This is a genomic window from Ralstonia sp. GX3-BWBA, from assembly GCF_003290055.1.
GTDB lineage: Bacteria > Pseudomonadota > Gammaproteobacteria > Burkholderiales > Burkholderiaceae > Ralstonia > Ralstonia holmesii.
In genome coordinates this window covers 546865-561146 of sequence record NZ_QMKS01000024.1, presented here as the reverse complement: position 1 = coordinate 561146, position 14282 = coordinate 546865, and the positions used below count along the sequence as shown (strand labels likewise).

General features: G+C 63.0%; 12 protein-coding genes and 2 pseudogenes. 6 read left to right on the top strand and 8 right to left on the bottom strand.

All coding sequences use genetic code 11. From position 1 onward, the window contains the following. Positions 1-538: 538 nt before the first annotated feature. The gene (locus DOD19_RS25100; RefSeq protein WP_112188836.1) at positions 539-1714 is read right to left on the bottom strand and encodes an FAD-dependent oxidoreductase; all 1176 of its coding nucleotides are present in this window, start codon (positions 1712-1714) and stop codon (positions 539-541) included. A 126-nt stretch (positions 1715-1840) separates the two neighbouring features. Continuing rightward, a complete protein-coding gene (locus DOD19_RS25095) occupies positions 1841-2818 on the bottom strand; it encodes an AraC family transcriptional regulator (RefSeq protein WP_112188834.1) in 978 nt (325 codons plus the stop codon). 167 nt (positions 2819-2985) lie between these two features. On the opposite strand from DOD19_RS25095, the gene DOD19_RS25090 reads away from it, so the two are divergent. Further along, positions 2986-3978 carry an aromatic ring-hydroxylating dioxygenase subunit alpha gene (locus DOD19_RS25090; protein WP_162634484.1) on the top strand — a complete coding sequence of 331 codons (993 nt, stop codon included), beginning with the start codon at positions 2986-2988 and terminating at the stop codon, positions 3976-3978. 8 nt (positions 3979-3986) lie between these two features. Here DOD19_RS25090 and DOD19_RS25085 read toward each other — a convergent pair whose 3' ends face one another. Beyond that, positions 3987-4691, bottom strand: coding sequence for a TetR/AcrR family transcriptional regulator (locus tag DOD19_RS25085; RefSeq protein ID WP_112188830.1), 705 nt, complete (start codon positions 4689-4691; stop codon positions 3987-3989). 233 nt (positions 4692-4924) lie between these two features. On the opposite strand from DOD19_RS25085, the gene DOD19_RS25080 reads away from it, so the two are divergent. The 3 genes and pseudogenes from DOD19_RS25080 (at position 4925) to DOD19_RS27615 (ending at position 7014) form a co-directional block, all read left to right on the top strand. Next, entirely contained in the window at positions 4925-6232 is a 1308-nt protein-coding gene (locus DOD19_RS25080) for an MFS transporter (RefSeq protein ID WP_239498107.1), read from the top strand. 286 nt (positions 6233-6518) lie between these two features. Continuing rightward, positions 6519-6625: pseudogene (locus DOD19_RS28215) on the top strand (site-specific integrase); the annotation flags it as partial. A 242-nt stretch (positions 6626-6867) separates the two neighbouring features. After that, the gene (locus DOD19_RS27615) at positions 6868-7014 is read left to right on the top strand and encodes a hypothetical protein (protein ID WP_162634483.1); all 147 of its coding nucleotides are present in this window, start codon (positions 6868-6870) and stop codon (positions 7012-7014) included. A 256-nt stretch (positions 7015-7270) separates the two neighbouring features. Here DOD19_RS27615 and DOD19_RS25075 read toward each other — a convergent pair whose 3' ends face one another. Together DOD19_RS25075 and DOD19_RS27780 are read right to left on the bottom strand one after the other, a co-directional pair. Then, the gene (locus DOD19_RS25075) at positions 7271-7744 is read right to left on the bottom strand and encodes a porin (protein WP_239498100.1); all 474 of its coding nucleotides are present in this window, start codon (positions 7742-7744) and stop codon (positions 7271-7273) included. After that, positions 7720-7902 (bottom strand): annotated as a pseudogene (locus tag DOD19_RS27780) (4-hydroxy-2-oxovalerate aldolase); the annotation flags it as partial. The gene DOD19_RS25075 and the pseudogene DOD19_RS27780, both read right to left, overlap by 25 nt. 87 nt (positions 7903-7989) lie before the next feature. Between DOD19_RS27780 and DOD19_RS25065 the strand changes: the two are divergent. Both DOD19_RS25065 and DOD19_RS25060 read left to right on the top strand, forming a co-directional pair. Beyond that, the gene (locus tag DOD19_RS25065) at positions 7990-10029 is read left to right on the top strand and encodes a TonB-dependent siderophore receptor (RefSeq protein ID WP_275426897.1); all 2040 of its coding nucleotides are present in this window, start codon (positions 7990-7992) and stop codon (positions 10027-10029) included. 48 nt (positions 10030-10077) lie between these two features. Beyond that, positions 10078-10764: a Fe2+-dependent dioxygenase gene (locus DOD19_RS25060; RefSeq protein WP_112188826.1), complete on the top strand. Its 687-nt coding sequence runs from the start codon at positions 10078-10080 to the stop codon at positions 10762-10764. A gap of 24 nt (positions 10765-10788) precedes the next feature. Here DOD19_RS25060 and DOD19_RS27775 read toward each other — a convergent pair whose 3' ends face one another. The 3 genes from DOD19_RS27775 to DOD19_RS25050 all read right to left on the bottom strand — a co-directional run bounded on the left by DOD19_RS27775 (position 10789) and on the right by DOD19_RS25050 (position 14217). Beyond that, a complete protein-coding gene (locus DOD19_RS27775) occupies positions 10789-10935 on the bottom strand; it encodes a hypothetical protein (RefSeq protein WP_175537079.1) in 147 nt (48 codons plus the stop codon). A gap of 124 nt (positions 10936-11059) precedes the next feature. Then, positions 11060-13588 carry a PEP/pyruvate-binding domain-containing protein gene (locus DOD19_RS25055; RefSeq protein ID WP_112188824.1) on the bottom strand — a complete coding sequence of 843 codons (2529 nt, stop codon included), beginning with the start codon at positions 13586-13588 and terminating at the stop codon, positions 11060-11062. Continuing rightward, the gene (locus DOD19_RS25050) at positions 13588-14217 is read right to left on the bottom strand and encodes a TetR/AcrR family transcriptional regulator (protein ID WP_112188821.1); all 630 of its coding nucleotides are present in this window, start codon (positions 14215-14217) and stop codon (positions 13588-13590) included. The genes DOD19_RS25055 and DOD19_RS25050 overlap by 1 nt, the downstream gene beginning before the upstream one ends. Positions 14218-14282: the final 65 nt, after the last annotated feature.

Here is a 14282-nt window from a genome sequence, read left to right as displayed (position 1 = left end):
CAGCGGCGAGAACTACGTAAGCTGGGAAGCCGCGGACCCTGAACGGTAAGCGGTCTTCTAACGACGCCCCTCAGAGTTGCAGCGTGAGACGCAAGACTCAGTGGGGCGCAGCAGGCATGTTTCACGGCAGCAGCGCCGCGTAGTTGTCACAGTCTGTGTGAGCGAGAAGCTGCTGGAACAGTCAGTTCAGATAACGATTTGGCTCGATGCCATTGGCCCGGCAGGTATCGATGAGCGAGTAGAGGCTTGCGTTGGCCTTTGCGCTGCCGACGGAGGTCGAGAATAGGGAGTTGTTGCGGCTGCCATCGCTGAACTGGTCCGGCAGGTAGCGCTCGGCAGCCTGCCGCGAGGAAGCGCCTTCGTGCCGTGCGCGCAGCGCCCGAGGGCGGCGGCGTCTGGGACGCCTTCTGGCGTGGGCAAGCGTCGGGGCATTTCCTGCGCGAGGAATTGCGTGGCCAGGCCGAAAGGCAGTAGGGGACGAAAGAACGGTCATGTGAGCGTCGACAGCAACAGAAGATGCACTGCCCTGTCAGCGGCGCTATGCCACGGGCAATTGATAACGTAGCGCATCCATCCGTGCGTAGAAGTCGTCAACCTGCCGCTGTGCGGTGCGAAGCATCGTCTCGTTGCGGCTCCTCAGGATGGTTGCGTCTTCCTGCGCTCCGGCCTCCCCGACTTTACGCGAGGTGTCCTGAACGAACTTACACAGGGGATAGCGTGCCTCACCGAAGGCTCGCAGCGTGGCCTCCACATCGACAACGCGCGCCAGCATTTGCGCCAGCAACACTGCGTCTTCGAGCGCCATCGCGCCGCCTTGTCCCATGAAAGGTGTAGAGGCGTGTGCGGCGTCACCAATCATGATCACCCGGCCACGGTGCCAGGGTAGTGGCGCAGCGACCTCCTCCACGGCGGTGTAGAGCACTTCAGCGTCAGCCGAGAGCGTGTCCAGGAACTGGCGCGCCGGGCCGCCGAACTCCGCAAAGCGGACTTGCATTAGTGCCGGCCAATCGGCGCGCTCATGCCATTGCCCAGCGGGCTCGGGCAGGGTGCCGAACAGATACAGTTGGTCATCGCTGATCGGCATAATGCCGAGCCGCTTGCCGGTACCCATCATCATGATCTTCGCGGTGAGATCCTTCGGTCGCGTGTGTACACTGCGCCAGACGCCGAGTCCCGTATAGACTGGTTCCAGCGGACCTGCGACTAGGCGCCGAACTTCTGAGCGAATGCCGTCCGCGCCGACCACGAGGTCATACTGGTCCGTGGTGCCATCGGATAGCGCTACCGTGACGTACTCTGCCGTGTCTTGGTCGATTTGGACGGCAGTGATGCCCAGGCGAATATCGACGCGCAGGGCATCGAGTCGGCTGGCGAGGATGCGATGCATCTCGGCCCGACGAATGCCGACGATCGGCGGAATGTCCGGGTGCCGGGACGGATAGTACGTAGAAGTGATCGGTTCGCCGCGCTCGTCCAGGTAGATATTCCGACCATCTGCAATGGCAAAACCGCCCGACAGGATTTGGGGCAGCACCCCAAGGCTGCCAAGCGCAGCAAGTCCATTGTGATAGATGAAAATGCCGGAACTCTGGAATCTCCATTGCCGCTGCTTCTCCAGCAGCGTCACACGCACGCCGGCCTGTGCCAGTGCAATGGCCGCCGCGCAGCCAGCGATGCCCCCCCCAACGATCAGCGCGTGTTCCACTTGTTTCATGCTCTTGTCTCCTTGTTCGCCTGCGGGGCGTTGAGCGGAATTATTGGGCGGTGGCCATGCCAGGCTCAACCTCCGAAACGCCGTATTCGGGCACCAGTCGTCCGGATTGGCAGCGTGCGGAAGCCTTTAGGGCACTGATGCATCGCGCTGGTATTGGGTGGGCGATAGGCCAATCCAGCGCTGGAACGCGCGTGAGAAGGCCTTCTCGGATGCATAGCCCGCGGCTTCGGCGACATCAATGATCCGTGCGCGCGGATGGCGTAGCCTCTCCGCGGCCAAGTTCATGCGATAGGCGCTCAGGTACTGAATCGGCGGTACGCCCAACAGCGCACGAAAGCGCTCGGTGAAAACTGTGCGCGACAGGTACGCCAAGGCGGCAAGCTGAGCGATGGTCCAGTCCTGATGAGGCGCTTCTTGCATGGCAACGATCGCGCGCGCGATTCCTGGGTCGTCGAGGACGTTTGACGTGCCTTGGCGAGCGACCGCCGGGGTGCATAGGTACTCGCCCAGGATATGCACGAGTAGCAGGTCCCCCATCCGTGCCGCGGACAACTGCCAGCCCTGACGTTGGGCCAGTGAGTCCTGCACAAGTAGCTCCATCGTGTTTGCCAGCGTGTGCGCCAGCGCAAGCTTGTCAGCACGCAGCACGATCAGCGATGGCAATTCCGCCGGGATGGCGCCGACGTCAAGCGCAGGCATCCAGAGGTGCAGGGAGAACAAGTGCGTGGCTGGGGCACCCGAGTCGCCTGTGTCGCCGGCGCCGTATGCCAGTTCGATGGGATGGTCGCCATGGCGGCCGATCATGTGCGCTTTCAGCAGATCGCCGAAGGGCACGACGTCATCATCGGGGTCGCGTGTCGATGACACCGTGTGCGGGATGCCCCGCGGCAGCATGACGATATCGCGCGGACCAATCTCCACAGGTGTGCCGCCATCGGTGCAGATCCAGTACCCGGGGCCGGTACACATGCGGATCAGCGTGCCCTCGGTGCCTGCCGAGTGCAACGCCCACGGCGCGTGGAGGCGGAATCTTGCCGTTACGGCACGTTCGGCCTTGCATGCGGAAAGGATTTGGCTCAGGACGTCACGCTGTCCAGGATTCATTGTCAGGAAAGTGAGGCGAGAGGGCTAAGAGATTCTAGCTCGACAGTGCTTTAGGCCCCATCGCGATGAATTGTCTTTGAGCGATCCACCCATGCGCGAATTTTTTTCACTATAATTCGCTCACAAACGAATTAGTGATCATGATCAATCTGACAGAGGAGACCCCCATGCTGATTAACCATTGGTACGTAGCCTGCGCCAGCGCCGACCTCCAAGATCGCCCCCTTGGCAGAATCATCTGTGCGGAGCCCGTCGCCTTGTTTCGCCGGACTGATAGTTCCGTGGCAGCAGTACGGGACACGTGTCCACATCGGCAGGCGCCGCTATCGATGGGGGCCGTCAAGGGCGATCATCTGCAGTGCCGCTACCACGGCATGGAATTCAACGGTGCGGGGCATTGCGTCCATATTCCATCACAAAGCAATATTCCGCCACGCGCGCATATCCGTTCCTTCCCGGTGGTGGAGCGGTACGGTTTCGTCTGGGTGTGGCCAGGTGACCCGGCGCTAGCCGGCGAGACGACATTGCCGCAACTGCCATGGCGGGAGGATCCGCAATGGGATACCTCCATCATCCAGTATTTTCATGTGCGCGCCGCGCACACACTGATGAGCGACAATTTGCTCGACCTGTCGCATGTCGCCTTCCTGCATGCATCATCGATTGGATTCGATCCGCAGCGACTGGGCGACGACCCGCTGGAAGTGTTCAGCGACGAGCGTAGTGTGACTACTCGGCGGATCTTCAGGAATACGTTCCAGGCTCCAGCGCACAAGGCATGGCGGTCATTGAGTCAACCGCTCGATAGGATCCAGATGGCGCAATGGCAGTTGCCTGGCAACGTCAATGTGCTCGTCCGCAACGAAAATGAGGAAGCACAGGTTGACTTGCGAGCCGATCACCTGATCACTCCGGAGACGCCGGAATCGCACCATTACTTCATCGCTCTGTCGCGCAACTTTCGCGTTGGCGACGAGGCACTGTCAAGACAGCTCGACGGAGATGCGCGCCAGGTGCATCAGGAGGATGTGGAAATTGCCGAGGCGCAGCAGGCGATGCGTCGTTGGAACAACGGCGCGCGGGACATGGCGCTGAAAGCGGATCTCGCGGTCAATATTGCGCACCGGATCCTCGCCACCTTCGCTGCCCCGGCAGGCTAAACACGCGGTCAAGCGTCTGTTCGTGTTGCGCGATGATCCGGCGCGGCAGCACTGGTAGTGTTTGTCAGGCCGCCCGAGAGCAAGTCGCGCAACAATTCGACGTAACGAATCTTCAGGTCTCCTAGGTTGACATCGTGGCCGAAAAATTCGAGCAGCAGAGGCTTTGCTGCGACAAAGAACTCCGACGCGCCCACCATCGCGATATGCAGCAAGCGCGGATCGACAGGGCGCAACGGCATGCCGCTCCGGTCATGCAGAAGTGCCAGGGTCAACCTGAGTCCGTTCGCGCTCATTCGAGCAAGGATATCGGCGCCTTCTTCCGGTTCGCCGTAGATCTTGTCAAGAATCAGGCGATGGAAATTTGGATTCGCCTCGACGAGATTGATCATCCCAAGCAATCGTTTCTCCAGCTTCTCCCCCAGTGTCGCGTCAGAATCCATTGCCTGCTGCATGACCTCCTGCTCAGTGCCGACCAGTATGCGCGCGACTTCACGAAGCAACCCATCCTTCGACCCGAAGTAATACCTGACCAGCGCAGGATGCACTTGTGCACGTTCGGCGACATCGACCATCGTCATGGCCTCAGGGCGCACGCTGCGCAGGACCTCTATGGCGGCCTCTAGCAGCGCTTCCTTGCCGACACTGCCAGTGGAGTCCGGCCGTCCCTGTTGTCGTTCGCGCTTTTTGCGCGTACCGAGTGCCTTGCTTGTCATAAATGTGCCTCGCTGACTCTTAATGGATGGACAACAGGATTTTCTCAAATCTATAATTCGCTCGCAAATGAAATATGCTTGGCTTTTGTCGCCTGGCAAGACAATAAACTCATTGGAGACCACGCATGCTGTTGCAATCCAACGACGCCGCAGTAGGCCTAACCGCCGATGACGTCACCACCGGCGCCCGTACCAACATCACCCGCGGCGAAATCGTTGCCCGCATCGAGCGCATGCCCGGCAACGCCATGCACGTTCGCGCCCGTTTGCTGATCGGCCTGGCCACCTTTTTCGATGGCTTCGACGTCATCGCCATCGCAGCGACGCTGCCGGTGCTGATCGCCACGTGGCACCTGACGCCGGGCCAGATCGGCTTCTTGATCGCTGCGCCGTCGATCGGTCAGCTCATCGGCGCGCTGCTGTTCCCTGCGTTGGCCGAACGCTTCGGCCGTCGGCGTTCCATCGGCTGGAGCGCCGGCATCATCGGCGTGATGAGCATCGCCTGCGGCTTTGCGCCCGCTTTCGAGATCTTCGCGCTCCTGCGCATCGTGCAGGGGCTGGGACTCGGCGGCGAACTGCCGGTGGCGGCTACGTACATCAACGAAGTTACCCGCGCGCATGGCCGGGGACGCTTCGTGCTGCTGTACGAGATCGTGTTCCCGATCGGCCTGATGGTGTCGAACGCCGCCGGCGCGTTCCTCGTGCCGCGCTACGGCTGGGAGGTTATGTACTTCATCGGCGGCGTGCCGCTGGTGCTGTTCTTCATCCTGAAGCACGTCATTCCGGAATCGCCGCGCTGGCTGGCCGAGAAGGGCCGGATGGCCGAGGCCGACGCCGCGGTGAATGCGTTCGAGGCCCGCGCACGTCAGCCGCTGGAGCCGCTGGGCGACGTGTCGGCTTTCGAGCGGCTCGGCCACCATCCGAAGCGCCGCATGCGCGACCTCGTCAGCAAGACCTATCTCGCCCGTACGCTGGCGGTGTGGATGCTGTGGGCCGCTGGCGGCTGCGTCCAGTACGGCCTGTCGACATGGCTGCCCACGATCTACAAGACCGTTTACCACGCTCCGTTGCAGGTCGCGTTGAATCTGGCCGCCGCGGCGTCGGCCCTTGGCGTGGTGGGCTCAGTGGTTTGCGCTCTAGTGGTTGATAAGGTAGGCCGCAAGCCGGTGATCAATGTTTCGTTTGCACTTTGCGCGCTGGCGCTGGCACTCGCGGGCGTGTTCCATGACAGTACGGTGTACGTAGTGGCAACGTTCTGCGCGTTGGCCATGGCCTTCCTTTCAAGCGGCTTCATCACCGCCTATGTTTATACGCCGGAGTTGTATCCCACCAGCATTCGCGCCATGGCCTGTGGCGTGAGTGGAGCGTGGCTAAAAATGGCCGCGATCTTCGCTCCGGGGTTAATCGCCAGCACCATTGGCAGTGGCAATTTGAGCAGCGCTTTCTATGCGCTCGCAATGGTTTCGTTACTGACGACCATTACGGTGCATTTTCTAGGGGTCGAAACCAAGGGCCAAGTACTGGAGGCACTGGAGATTTGAACGTGGCGTGCCCCTTCCGCCAACAGCAGCCGTCTCGTTGGTTGAACGGATGATGGGTTTCTCCTGTCAAGCGGCCAAAGCGCACCAAGTCTGGGTTGGCCGACATTGACACTGCGCTAAAAGGAGGTCGAGGACTTCCAGGTCAGAGGAACCGAACTGATAACTGCGCTGGGAAAGGTGCCGACGCACTACGTAAAGGAGCCACTGCCTGGCGCGGGGTCGAACTATACTCCCTTCCGGCTAAAAGCCGGAAGCGTAGCGGTCAATGAAGGCCCATGCGGCCCCGGCCAAAAAGCTCCGCCGCGCCACGCCGCACTGGATGCGCCACTCGCCGAGGGCGTCGAGCTGAGCGCCGAGCGCGATAACCTGCGGCACCCCTCGACCACGACCACCCGTTCACAGTGCGATCTCCCGCTTCGTGCGGATCGTGGCTGGTATCGACACCCACGATCGCGTTTGGCCTTCGACAAGAGGGAAAGCCGCGCGGCGCGATCTGTGGCGCACAGAATGGCACATCCTACTCTGCCACGCTCACAACCTATCATGGGAGCGGCCCGACTGATGAGGATGAAGCCGCCGTGTCGTGCCAAGCCATGGTCGGTTGCGTACCAATACTCACGAAGGACGTCGATGACTTGAAGTTCGGCTTGACGGTATTGGCTATGCTAGCTGCCCTGATCTTTGCCGCAGCCAACACGATGCGCGTGGACTTGGGCATATCTGATCTGGTGATGCGACCGGTGCAACTTGCCACTGATCTGCTGCGCCGCCTGTTCCATTAATCTGCAAGATGTGAGGGTTGCAGTGCCAAGTGGAAGTCATTGAAGCCCGTTGTTCATCATTTCCACTTTAATCCGCCACACGGCGAGGCCAAATACTCTCTGGCGCAAGCGGGCGCCATGCTGGTGGAAGCCATTGTCTATACGATCGTCACCATTGCTCGTCAGACTGCGTGAGTGAGGGGCGCGCAGGTATCTGGATCGCCGGTCGAAAAAATTAGCGCACAACCACCTACTCCTTGCCGGTCTCTCGGCGCACTCAGAACTTGTGCCGCATGCCCATCGCCACGCCGAACTGGTTCTTCTCGTTCTTGGCAATCTGGTAGATGGCAGCAGCGCCGTTCAGGCTTTCAAAGTTCAGCGACGCATTCTTGGTGTACGCCGTGATGAGGTAGACGTCAGTGCGCTTGGACAGCGAGTAATCCGCCATCAGCGTGACCTGCCACGGGTTGCTCGGATTGGTCTTGCTGGTCGCCGTGTACAGCGACTTGACGTTGTCGTAGTAGAACGCGCCAGTGAGCTGCAAGGCACCGGTGGCCTGGTAGTTCAGTGCAATCCACCACAGATCGTCGCGCGCAGCGGTGTTGGCCGCTCGCGTGCCATTGTTGTTGTACCGGTACGCGGCCTGGGCCAGCAGGGCCGGCGTAATCTGGTAGCGCAGGCCCAGTGCTGCCTTCTGGGTGCGCGTGTAGTCGCCGGGTCCACGGCGTCCATGCCGAGCGCGCGGGCGCACTCGATGTGTTGCCGAGAGATGTCGGCCTCCGTGCAGTGAGTGGCCACGCGCACGACGCGCGCACCCGCCGCGTAGGCATTCTTCAGATCGTGGGTTGTACCGATGCCTGGAAGCAGCAGCGTGGCCACTTTGGCATGACGTATCGCGCCGGCCACGGCTCGCGCCCGGCAAGGCGCTGCGGCCTTCACGGCCGAAGTTCGCAGGGTGCCGCTTGCGCGGGGATGAGCCCGTTCGTCTGGTGACACATTGCTTCGCAACCCGGAACGCCTTGTCCTGCAAGGAATTGTCGAGACGTGGAGGCAACGGTGCCCCTTGTTGACACTTTTGCTGTCGCAATGTTGACAGATTTAATACGGTCTACGGCCGAAGGTGGGCAGATTGGCAACAACATCAACCTGAACGGCTTCTCGGCGCGTACCGACATCTACCTCGACGGCTTCCGTGATCGCGGCCAGTACTACCGCGACTTGTTCGCCCTCGATTCGGTGGAAGTGCTGATGGGCCCGTCGTCGATGCTGTTCGGTCGCGGCTCCACCGGCGGCGTCATCAACCAGGTGACGAAGAAGCCGAAGCTGAAAGCGGCCACGGAAATCACCGGCTCGGTCACGACCAACGGCTTGGTGCGCGCGACCGCCGACGTCAACACGCCGACGTCCGACACCTCCGCCTTCCGCATCGCCGCGATGGCGCAGAACGGCAAGACCAGCACGCGCGATGAGATGACCGCGCAGGATTTCGGCATCGCGCCGTCGTGGCGCTTTGGCATCGGTACGCCGACCGAGGTGACGCTGTCTGCGCTGCTGCAGCACAACCGCGACATGCCCGACTACGGCGTGCCGAACCTCAACGGCCACCCGGTCAACGTGAGCCCCAAGACGTACTACGGCTACACCGATGACCGCACCACGCAGGATGTGGCGTCGTTCTCGGCCAATATCGATCACAAGTTCTCGCCCAACCTGCGCCTGCGCAACCAGACGCAGTTCAACTACGTGCAGACCGACGCGCGGGAGACGGCGCCCAACGCTGTGGGTACGGTCAATTCGTCGGGCGTGTTCACGGCGCTCGCCAACAGCAATCTGCCGCTCTCGGCGCTATCGGTGCGTTTGCAAAGCCATGACCGCCGCATCCGCGATTACTCGCTGTTCAACCAGACCGAACTGACGGCCAAGTTCGATACGGGTTCGGTCAAGCACACGCTGCTGGTTGGCACCGAGTTCGGCCACGACGGTTACGACAACCAGAACTATTACCGCAACGGCTCGTGCAATGGCACGCCGCTGGCGCAGTCGAGCATGACGAGCGGCTTTGTCTCGTGCGAGCCGCTGGTGAGCCCGAGCTACACCACGTCGCCGGCCAGCACGCCGTCCAGCCTGGGCAACCTGCAGGGCGGCTCGGCCAACACGGTGGCTGCGTATTTCAACGACTCGATCGAATTCACCAAGCAGTGGAAGGCGGTGGCCGGCCTGCGCTATGACCGCTACGTTGCGAGCATTTCGAACTCGCTGAATTCGGCGAACACGCCGGCGTCGGCCAAGATCACCGCGCTGCCGTACGCGCAGCAGAGCGTGAACTTTGTCAGCACGCGCCTGGGCAGCATCTGGCAGCCGACGGACTGGCAGTCGTACTACGTGTCGTATGGCACGTCGTTCAACCCGTCATTGGAGCAACTCGTGGGCACCACCGGCCAGCAGAACCTGGACCCGGAGAAGAACAAGTCGTATGAAGCCGGCGGCAAGTGGGATCTGCTCAACGGCGATCTGTCGGTCAGCTCGGCGCTGTTCCAGATCACCAAGGACAACGCCCGCACGCAGATCGACAGCACGACGTACACGTCGGCAGGCAAGATCCGCGTGCGCGGTGCGCGCCTGGGTGCCACGGGCCACGTGACCGACAAGCTGCAGATCTTTGCGGGCTATACCTACCTGGATGCGCAGATCGTCAATGGCATCGCCGCGGGCACGCAGGGCATGACGCCGGCCAACACGCCCAAGCACGCTGCCACGGTGTGGACGAGCTACACCTTCCTGCCGAACTGGGAGGCGGGCGCGGGCGCGTTCTACATGTCGCAGCGCTACGCCAACAACACCGACACGGTGCAGGTGGGTGGCTTCGTGCGCTGGGATGCGATGCTGGCCTATCACCAACCGAAATACGACGTGCGGCTGAACCTGTTCAACCTGTTCAACAAGGCGTATTACGATGCGCTGATTCCGTCCGATGGCGGTCGCGCCGTGCCGGGTACCGGCCGTGCGGCGATGCTGTCGGTGGTATATCGGATGTAATGGCTGGGGGATGGGCCCTCGGCTGCATCCCCGTTTCCTTCCCGCACCATGCTTGTCTGCATTCCCAACGTCTTCAACGCCGCGCAGGTGGCTGCGCTGCGTGACCTGCTCGATAGCGCGGGCGATGCCTGGGTCGATGGCCGCGTGTCGGCCGGGTATTCGGGGGCACCGGTCAAGGTCAACCAGCAGATTGACGAGGGCGCGGAAGTGGCCTTGCAGTGCCAGCAGCTCATCCTGAGCGTGCTGGAGCGGCACCCGCGCTTCATCAGCGCAGCGCTGCCGAACGTGGTGTACCCGCCGATGTTCAACCGCTACGGCGAGGGCATGACCTTCGGCGCGCATGTCGACGGCAGCGTGCGTATCCACCCGCACAACGGCACAAAGCTGCGCACCGACATCTCGGCCACGCTGTTCCTGTCAGACCCTGCCAGCTATGACGGCGGCGAACTGCAGATTGAAGACACCTATGGCATGCACAGCGTCAAGCTCAATGCCGGTGATTTGGTGATCTACCCGGCAACGAGCCTGCATCAGGTGACGCCCATCACGCGGGGAGTGCGCGTGGCGAGCTTCTTCTGGATCCAGAGCCTGATTCGCGATGACGCGCAGCGCGCCATGTTGTTCGACCTGGACAACGCCATCCAGACGCTCAACCAGACCGACGCGGATGCCACCGCGCGCCGCACGCTCATCGGCGTGTATCACAACCTGATGCGGCAGTGGAGCGAGACCTGATGTGAGCCTGCTGTGCGCTTCGGCTCAGTGGCCCGAACGGCGATACAGCTCGGCCATCATGCCGCAGCTTTCCACGTGCAGTGCAACGGCGCGGCTGGCTTCACGGCGCACGATTTGCCAGAAACGGGCGAAACGCGAGGCGGGGGCGGCTTTGAGAGCGACGGTGTTCATGGCGATTCCTTCTGAGGACTGATTTAGGGATAACCCTAGTAGGGAATACCCGAATATTAGTCCGAATATTGCGACGCAGCAAAACCGCATTCGCCAGTGTCGCCTCATCACCACATATGGGTGCCTAATGCGCCACTCTACTGACCGTACCGGCATTGCCGTCTACACGGATCGTCTCGCCATCTTTCAACTGTGCCCGGATGCCAGGCAGGTTCACCACGGCCGGAATCCCGAACTCCCGCGCCACGATGGCGCCATGCGAGAGGTAGCCACCGGTTTCCATGACCAGCGCGCCGGCCTTCAGGAAAAGGGGCGTCCAAGCGGGATCGGTACTGGGGGCGACCAGGATATCGCCGGCTTGCAGTGCCGTGCCGGCGGCAGCGTGATCGACCAGCCGTGCCTGCCCCTGTGCCGAGCCAGCGCCCACGGCGGTGCCGCTCCAGGCATCTCCTGAGAGGGGGACTGACGTACTGGCCACGACCGGTGCCTCGCCATGTTCGATGAGGATGTCCGGCTCCTGCGCAGCGGCCCAATCGTCCAACTGTTGGCGGCGTTCACGCGCGCGCTGCGCGGCGAAGCGCAGGGGTAATGCGCCTGTGGCCGCGGCTACGCATTCGTCCAGCGTCAGGTTGAAGATGTCTTCCGACGCATCGAGTCCTTCCTCGCCGACGAGCCTGTCAGCCAGCTTGAGCAGGCCGATGCGCAGCGCTTCCAGATACGCCACCAGCGCGCTGCGCGCGGCTTCGCGCTGGTTGCTGTCGCGCACGGCACCCTTGAGCATCCCCCGCACAATCGGGCGCAGCCAGAACGGCAGGCGCGCCCACGCACGCTCAGACGCCGCCAGTTGCCTTTGCCGCACGGCGTGCGCGTCGCTGTCGATCAGCCCGACGATGAGGTCGAGCAAATAGTCGGGCTGCTCGCGCCAGCGCGGGCGGCGGAAGTAGCTCTCTTCAATGGCGCGGTGCCCATAGCGCTCCAGAAACGTACTGAAGTGCCGGCGGAACGGGCTGTGCGCCGGCAGTTGCTGCGCCCATCGCGTGCCGACGCGGTTGTCGGCGCGAAGCCAGGCGAGGGCTTCGGCATCGGCGGCGGCCGTTTGCGCCAGCGCCATCAATTCGTAGCTCTGCTGCGCGGTGACGCTGGGTTCTGCGCCTGCCATGAGCGCGGCGGCCAGCGCGTGGCCCTCGCCGGGGCAGTGTTTTTCGATCACGTCGACCAGGCCCGAAACGGAGCCGCCCGCCGAGCCCTGCAGGAAGAACAGGCCGTCTGCGCGGCGCGCGGTGTTGAAGCGTTCGCGCAGGCAGGCGGCCAGCTCCGCTGTCGATTGCGGCCACGCGTCTTCACGCCATTGCGCGGCTTGCTTGCGGGCGCGGTTCAGATCGCTTTGCGCATGGCGGCGCGCGGCGCCGGCGCTGCACAAATAACGCAGGAGACGCGCCCCGCGTGCCAGCCGCTGCGGCCATGTGGCGCGCGGCAGCGCAATCTCGGGCTGCGTGCCGCCGAGCATGCGGTTGATGGCATCCGGCGCAATGCCGAACGCGTCAAATGCCTCCCACTGCATCAACGAGACGTCGAGGTACACGCAGCCGCCAAACAACTTGGCGCGCGCCAGCCCGGGCAGCAATGCGTAGCCGGCCAGCGAGTAGGCCAGCATCAGCATGCGATTGGCCGCGTGACCGTAGAGCGTCCAGTCGATGGGCGACAGCGGCGCGGGAAACACCTCACGCGTGTTGCCGCGCGTCCAGAACGTCGGCTGGGTTTGGAGTGCGGCGTAAGTCTGGCGGGCGGCCGTGGTGATCGGGCGAGCCTGCACGATCCAGAAGCGCTGCCCGTCCCAGACCCATTCGATGTCATAGCGCGGCTGCGCAAAATCCAGCGCGCGTGCCGTGTCGCGCGCCACCGTGGCAAGTGCAATGAGCTGGGCGTCGTCCAGCACGGCGTGGCGGGCATCTTCAGTGGCGGTATCGGCGAGTGCGGTGCCGCCTTCGGCCAGCGCGCGCGTCATGCGGCGCTTTGTGCCGATCTGGCGTTGGACCACCCGCAGCGCGTCGTCTTGCGGCGCGACTTCCAGCCGGTCGACGTCACCATCGGCTTGGCCGCCCACCAGCGCTTCGCCCAGGCCCCAGTGCGCGTTGATGACGATGTGGTCGTCGCGGCCGCTCAGGGGGTCGCCGGTGAACGCGATGCCTGCGGCCACTGCCGGCAACATCGGCATGATGACCACGGCCATCGCCAGATCGGAGGTGTCGATGCCAAAGCGCTCGCGGTATGCCAACGCTTGCGGTGCGTGCGCCGAGTCCCACACGGCGCGCACCGCTTCCGCCAGCGCCTGCGCGCCGATGACGTTCAGCCGCGTTTCGTGAATGCCCGCGAACGAGCGTCGCGCGGAATCTTCTTGCGGTGCGGACGAGCGCACGGCCAGCGGCGTGTTTTGCCAGCCGCGCGCGGCCAGCGCTTGCGCGATGGCAGCCAGCACCGTATCGGGCACCGCATCTCCGTGATTCCGGCTGAGGCTGGCCTCTGCGGCCAGCACGAAACCATCGGGCACCGGCACGCCGAGTCTCGCCATCCGACCAAGCTGCCAGCCCTTGCCGCCCGCCACTGCGGCACCAGCCGCAGCCGCAGCCGGCCAATCGAGCACGAGCGGGTTCATCACGCCTCCTTGGCGGCCATGCCGTGCAGGAACAGGTCGATAACGGCGGAGAAACCCGCGTGCAGGTCCGTTTCAGGACGTGCCAGCCAGCGCATCAGTGCGCCGAGATACAGGTACTCGAACAGCACCGCGAGGTGCTGCGCATCGAGCCGGCTATCGAGTTCGCCCGAGCGCTGCGCCGCATCGATGAGCATCATGAACACCGCTTCGAGCCCGCTGCGCTTGTCTGCGTCACGGTTGCGGGCAGCCAGGTCGGCGCTGGCAAAGCGGTAACGGAAATACGCGGCCAGGTAGGGCCGGCGCACGTTGCACCAATCGGCCGAGGCGGAAAGCAGCACCGCCAGGCGGGAGGCGAAATCCGGCTGTGCTTCGATCTGGGCGCGCAATTGCGCGCCGCCGGCCGCCAGTTCGGCGTGGAACTGGTGTGCCAACAGGGCTTCCTTGACCGGAAAGTGGTTGTACAGCGTGCCCTTGGACACATCGGCCTGCGCAGCGATCTGCTCCATCGTCACCGCGTCGTAACCGTGCTGCTCGAACAGGGAGAAGGCGGTGGCCGCCAGGTGGTCCAGCGTCTGGTTGCGCTTGCGTTCGCGGCGGCCGGCTTCAATGGGGATCGGGATGGACGACATGGTGGGTCCGCTGTTTTTTTAAACGATGTGCAATTTTATACGTCGTTCAAAAATATGTGCAAGCG

Bases quoted from the DNA above. Each gene is read 5' to 3' on its own strand.
- DOD19_RS25100 (WP_112188836.1), bottom strand. From the start codon at position 1,714: ATGAAACAAGTGGAACACGCGCTGATCGTTGGGGGGGGCATCGCTGGC.
- DOD19_RS25095 (WP_112188834.1), bottom strand. From the start codon at position 2,818: ATGAATCCTGGACAGCGTGACGTCCTGAGCCAAATCCTTTCCGCATGC.
- DOD19_RS25090 (WP_162634484.1), top strand. From the start codon at position 2,986: ATGCTGATTAACCATTGGTACGTAGCCTGCGCCAGCGCCGACCTCCAA.
- DOD19_RS25085 (WP_112188830.1), bottom strand. From the start codon at position 4,691: ATGACAAGCAAGGCACTCGGTACGCGCAAAAAGCGCGAACGACAACAG.
- DOD19_RS25080 (WP_239498107.1), top strand. From the start codon at position 4,925: ATGCCCGGCAACGCCATGCACGTTCGCGCCCGTTTGCTGATCGGCCTG.
- DOD19_RS25060 (WP_112188826.1), top strand. From the start codon at position 10,078: ATGCTTGTCTGCATTCCCAACGTCTTCAACGCCGCGCAGGTGGCTGCG.
- DOD19_RS27775 (WP_175537079.1), bottom strand. From the start codon at position 10,935: ATGAACACCGTCGCTCTCAAAGCCGCCCCCGCCTCGCGTTTCGCCCGT.
- DOD19_RS25055 (WP_112188824.1), bottom strand. From the start codon at position 13,588: ATGAACCCGCTCGTGCTCGATTGGCCGGCTGCGGCTGCGGCTGGTGCC.
- DOD19_RS25050 (WP_112188821.1), bottom strand. From the start codon at position 14,217: ATGTCGTCCATCCCGATCCCCATTGAAGCCGGCCGCCGCGAACGCAAG.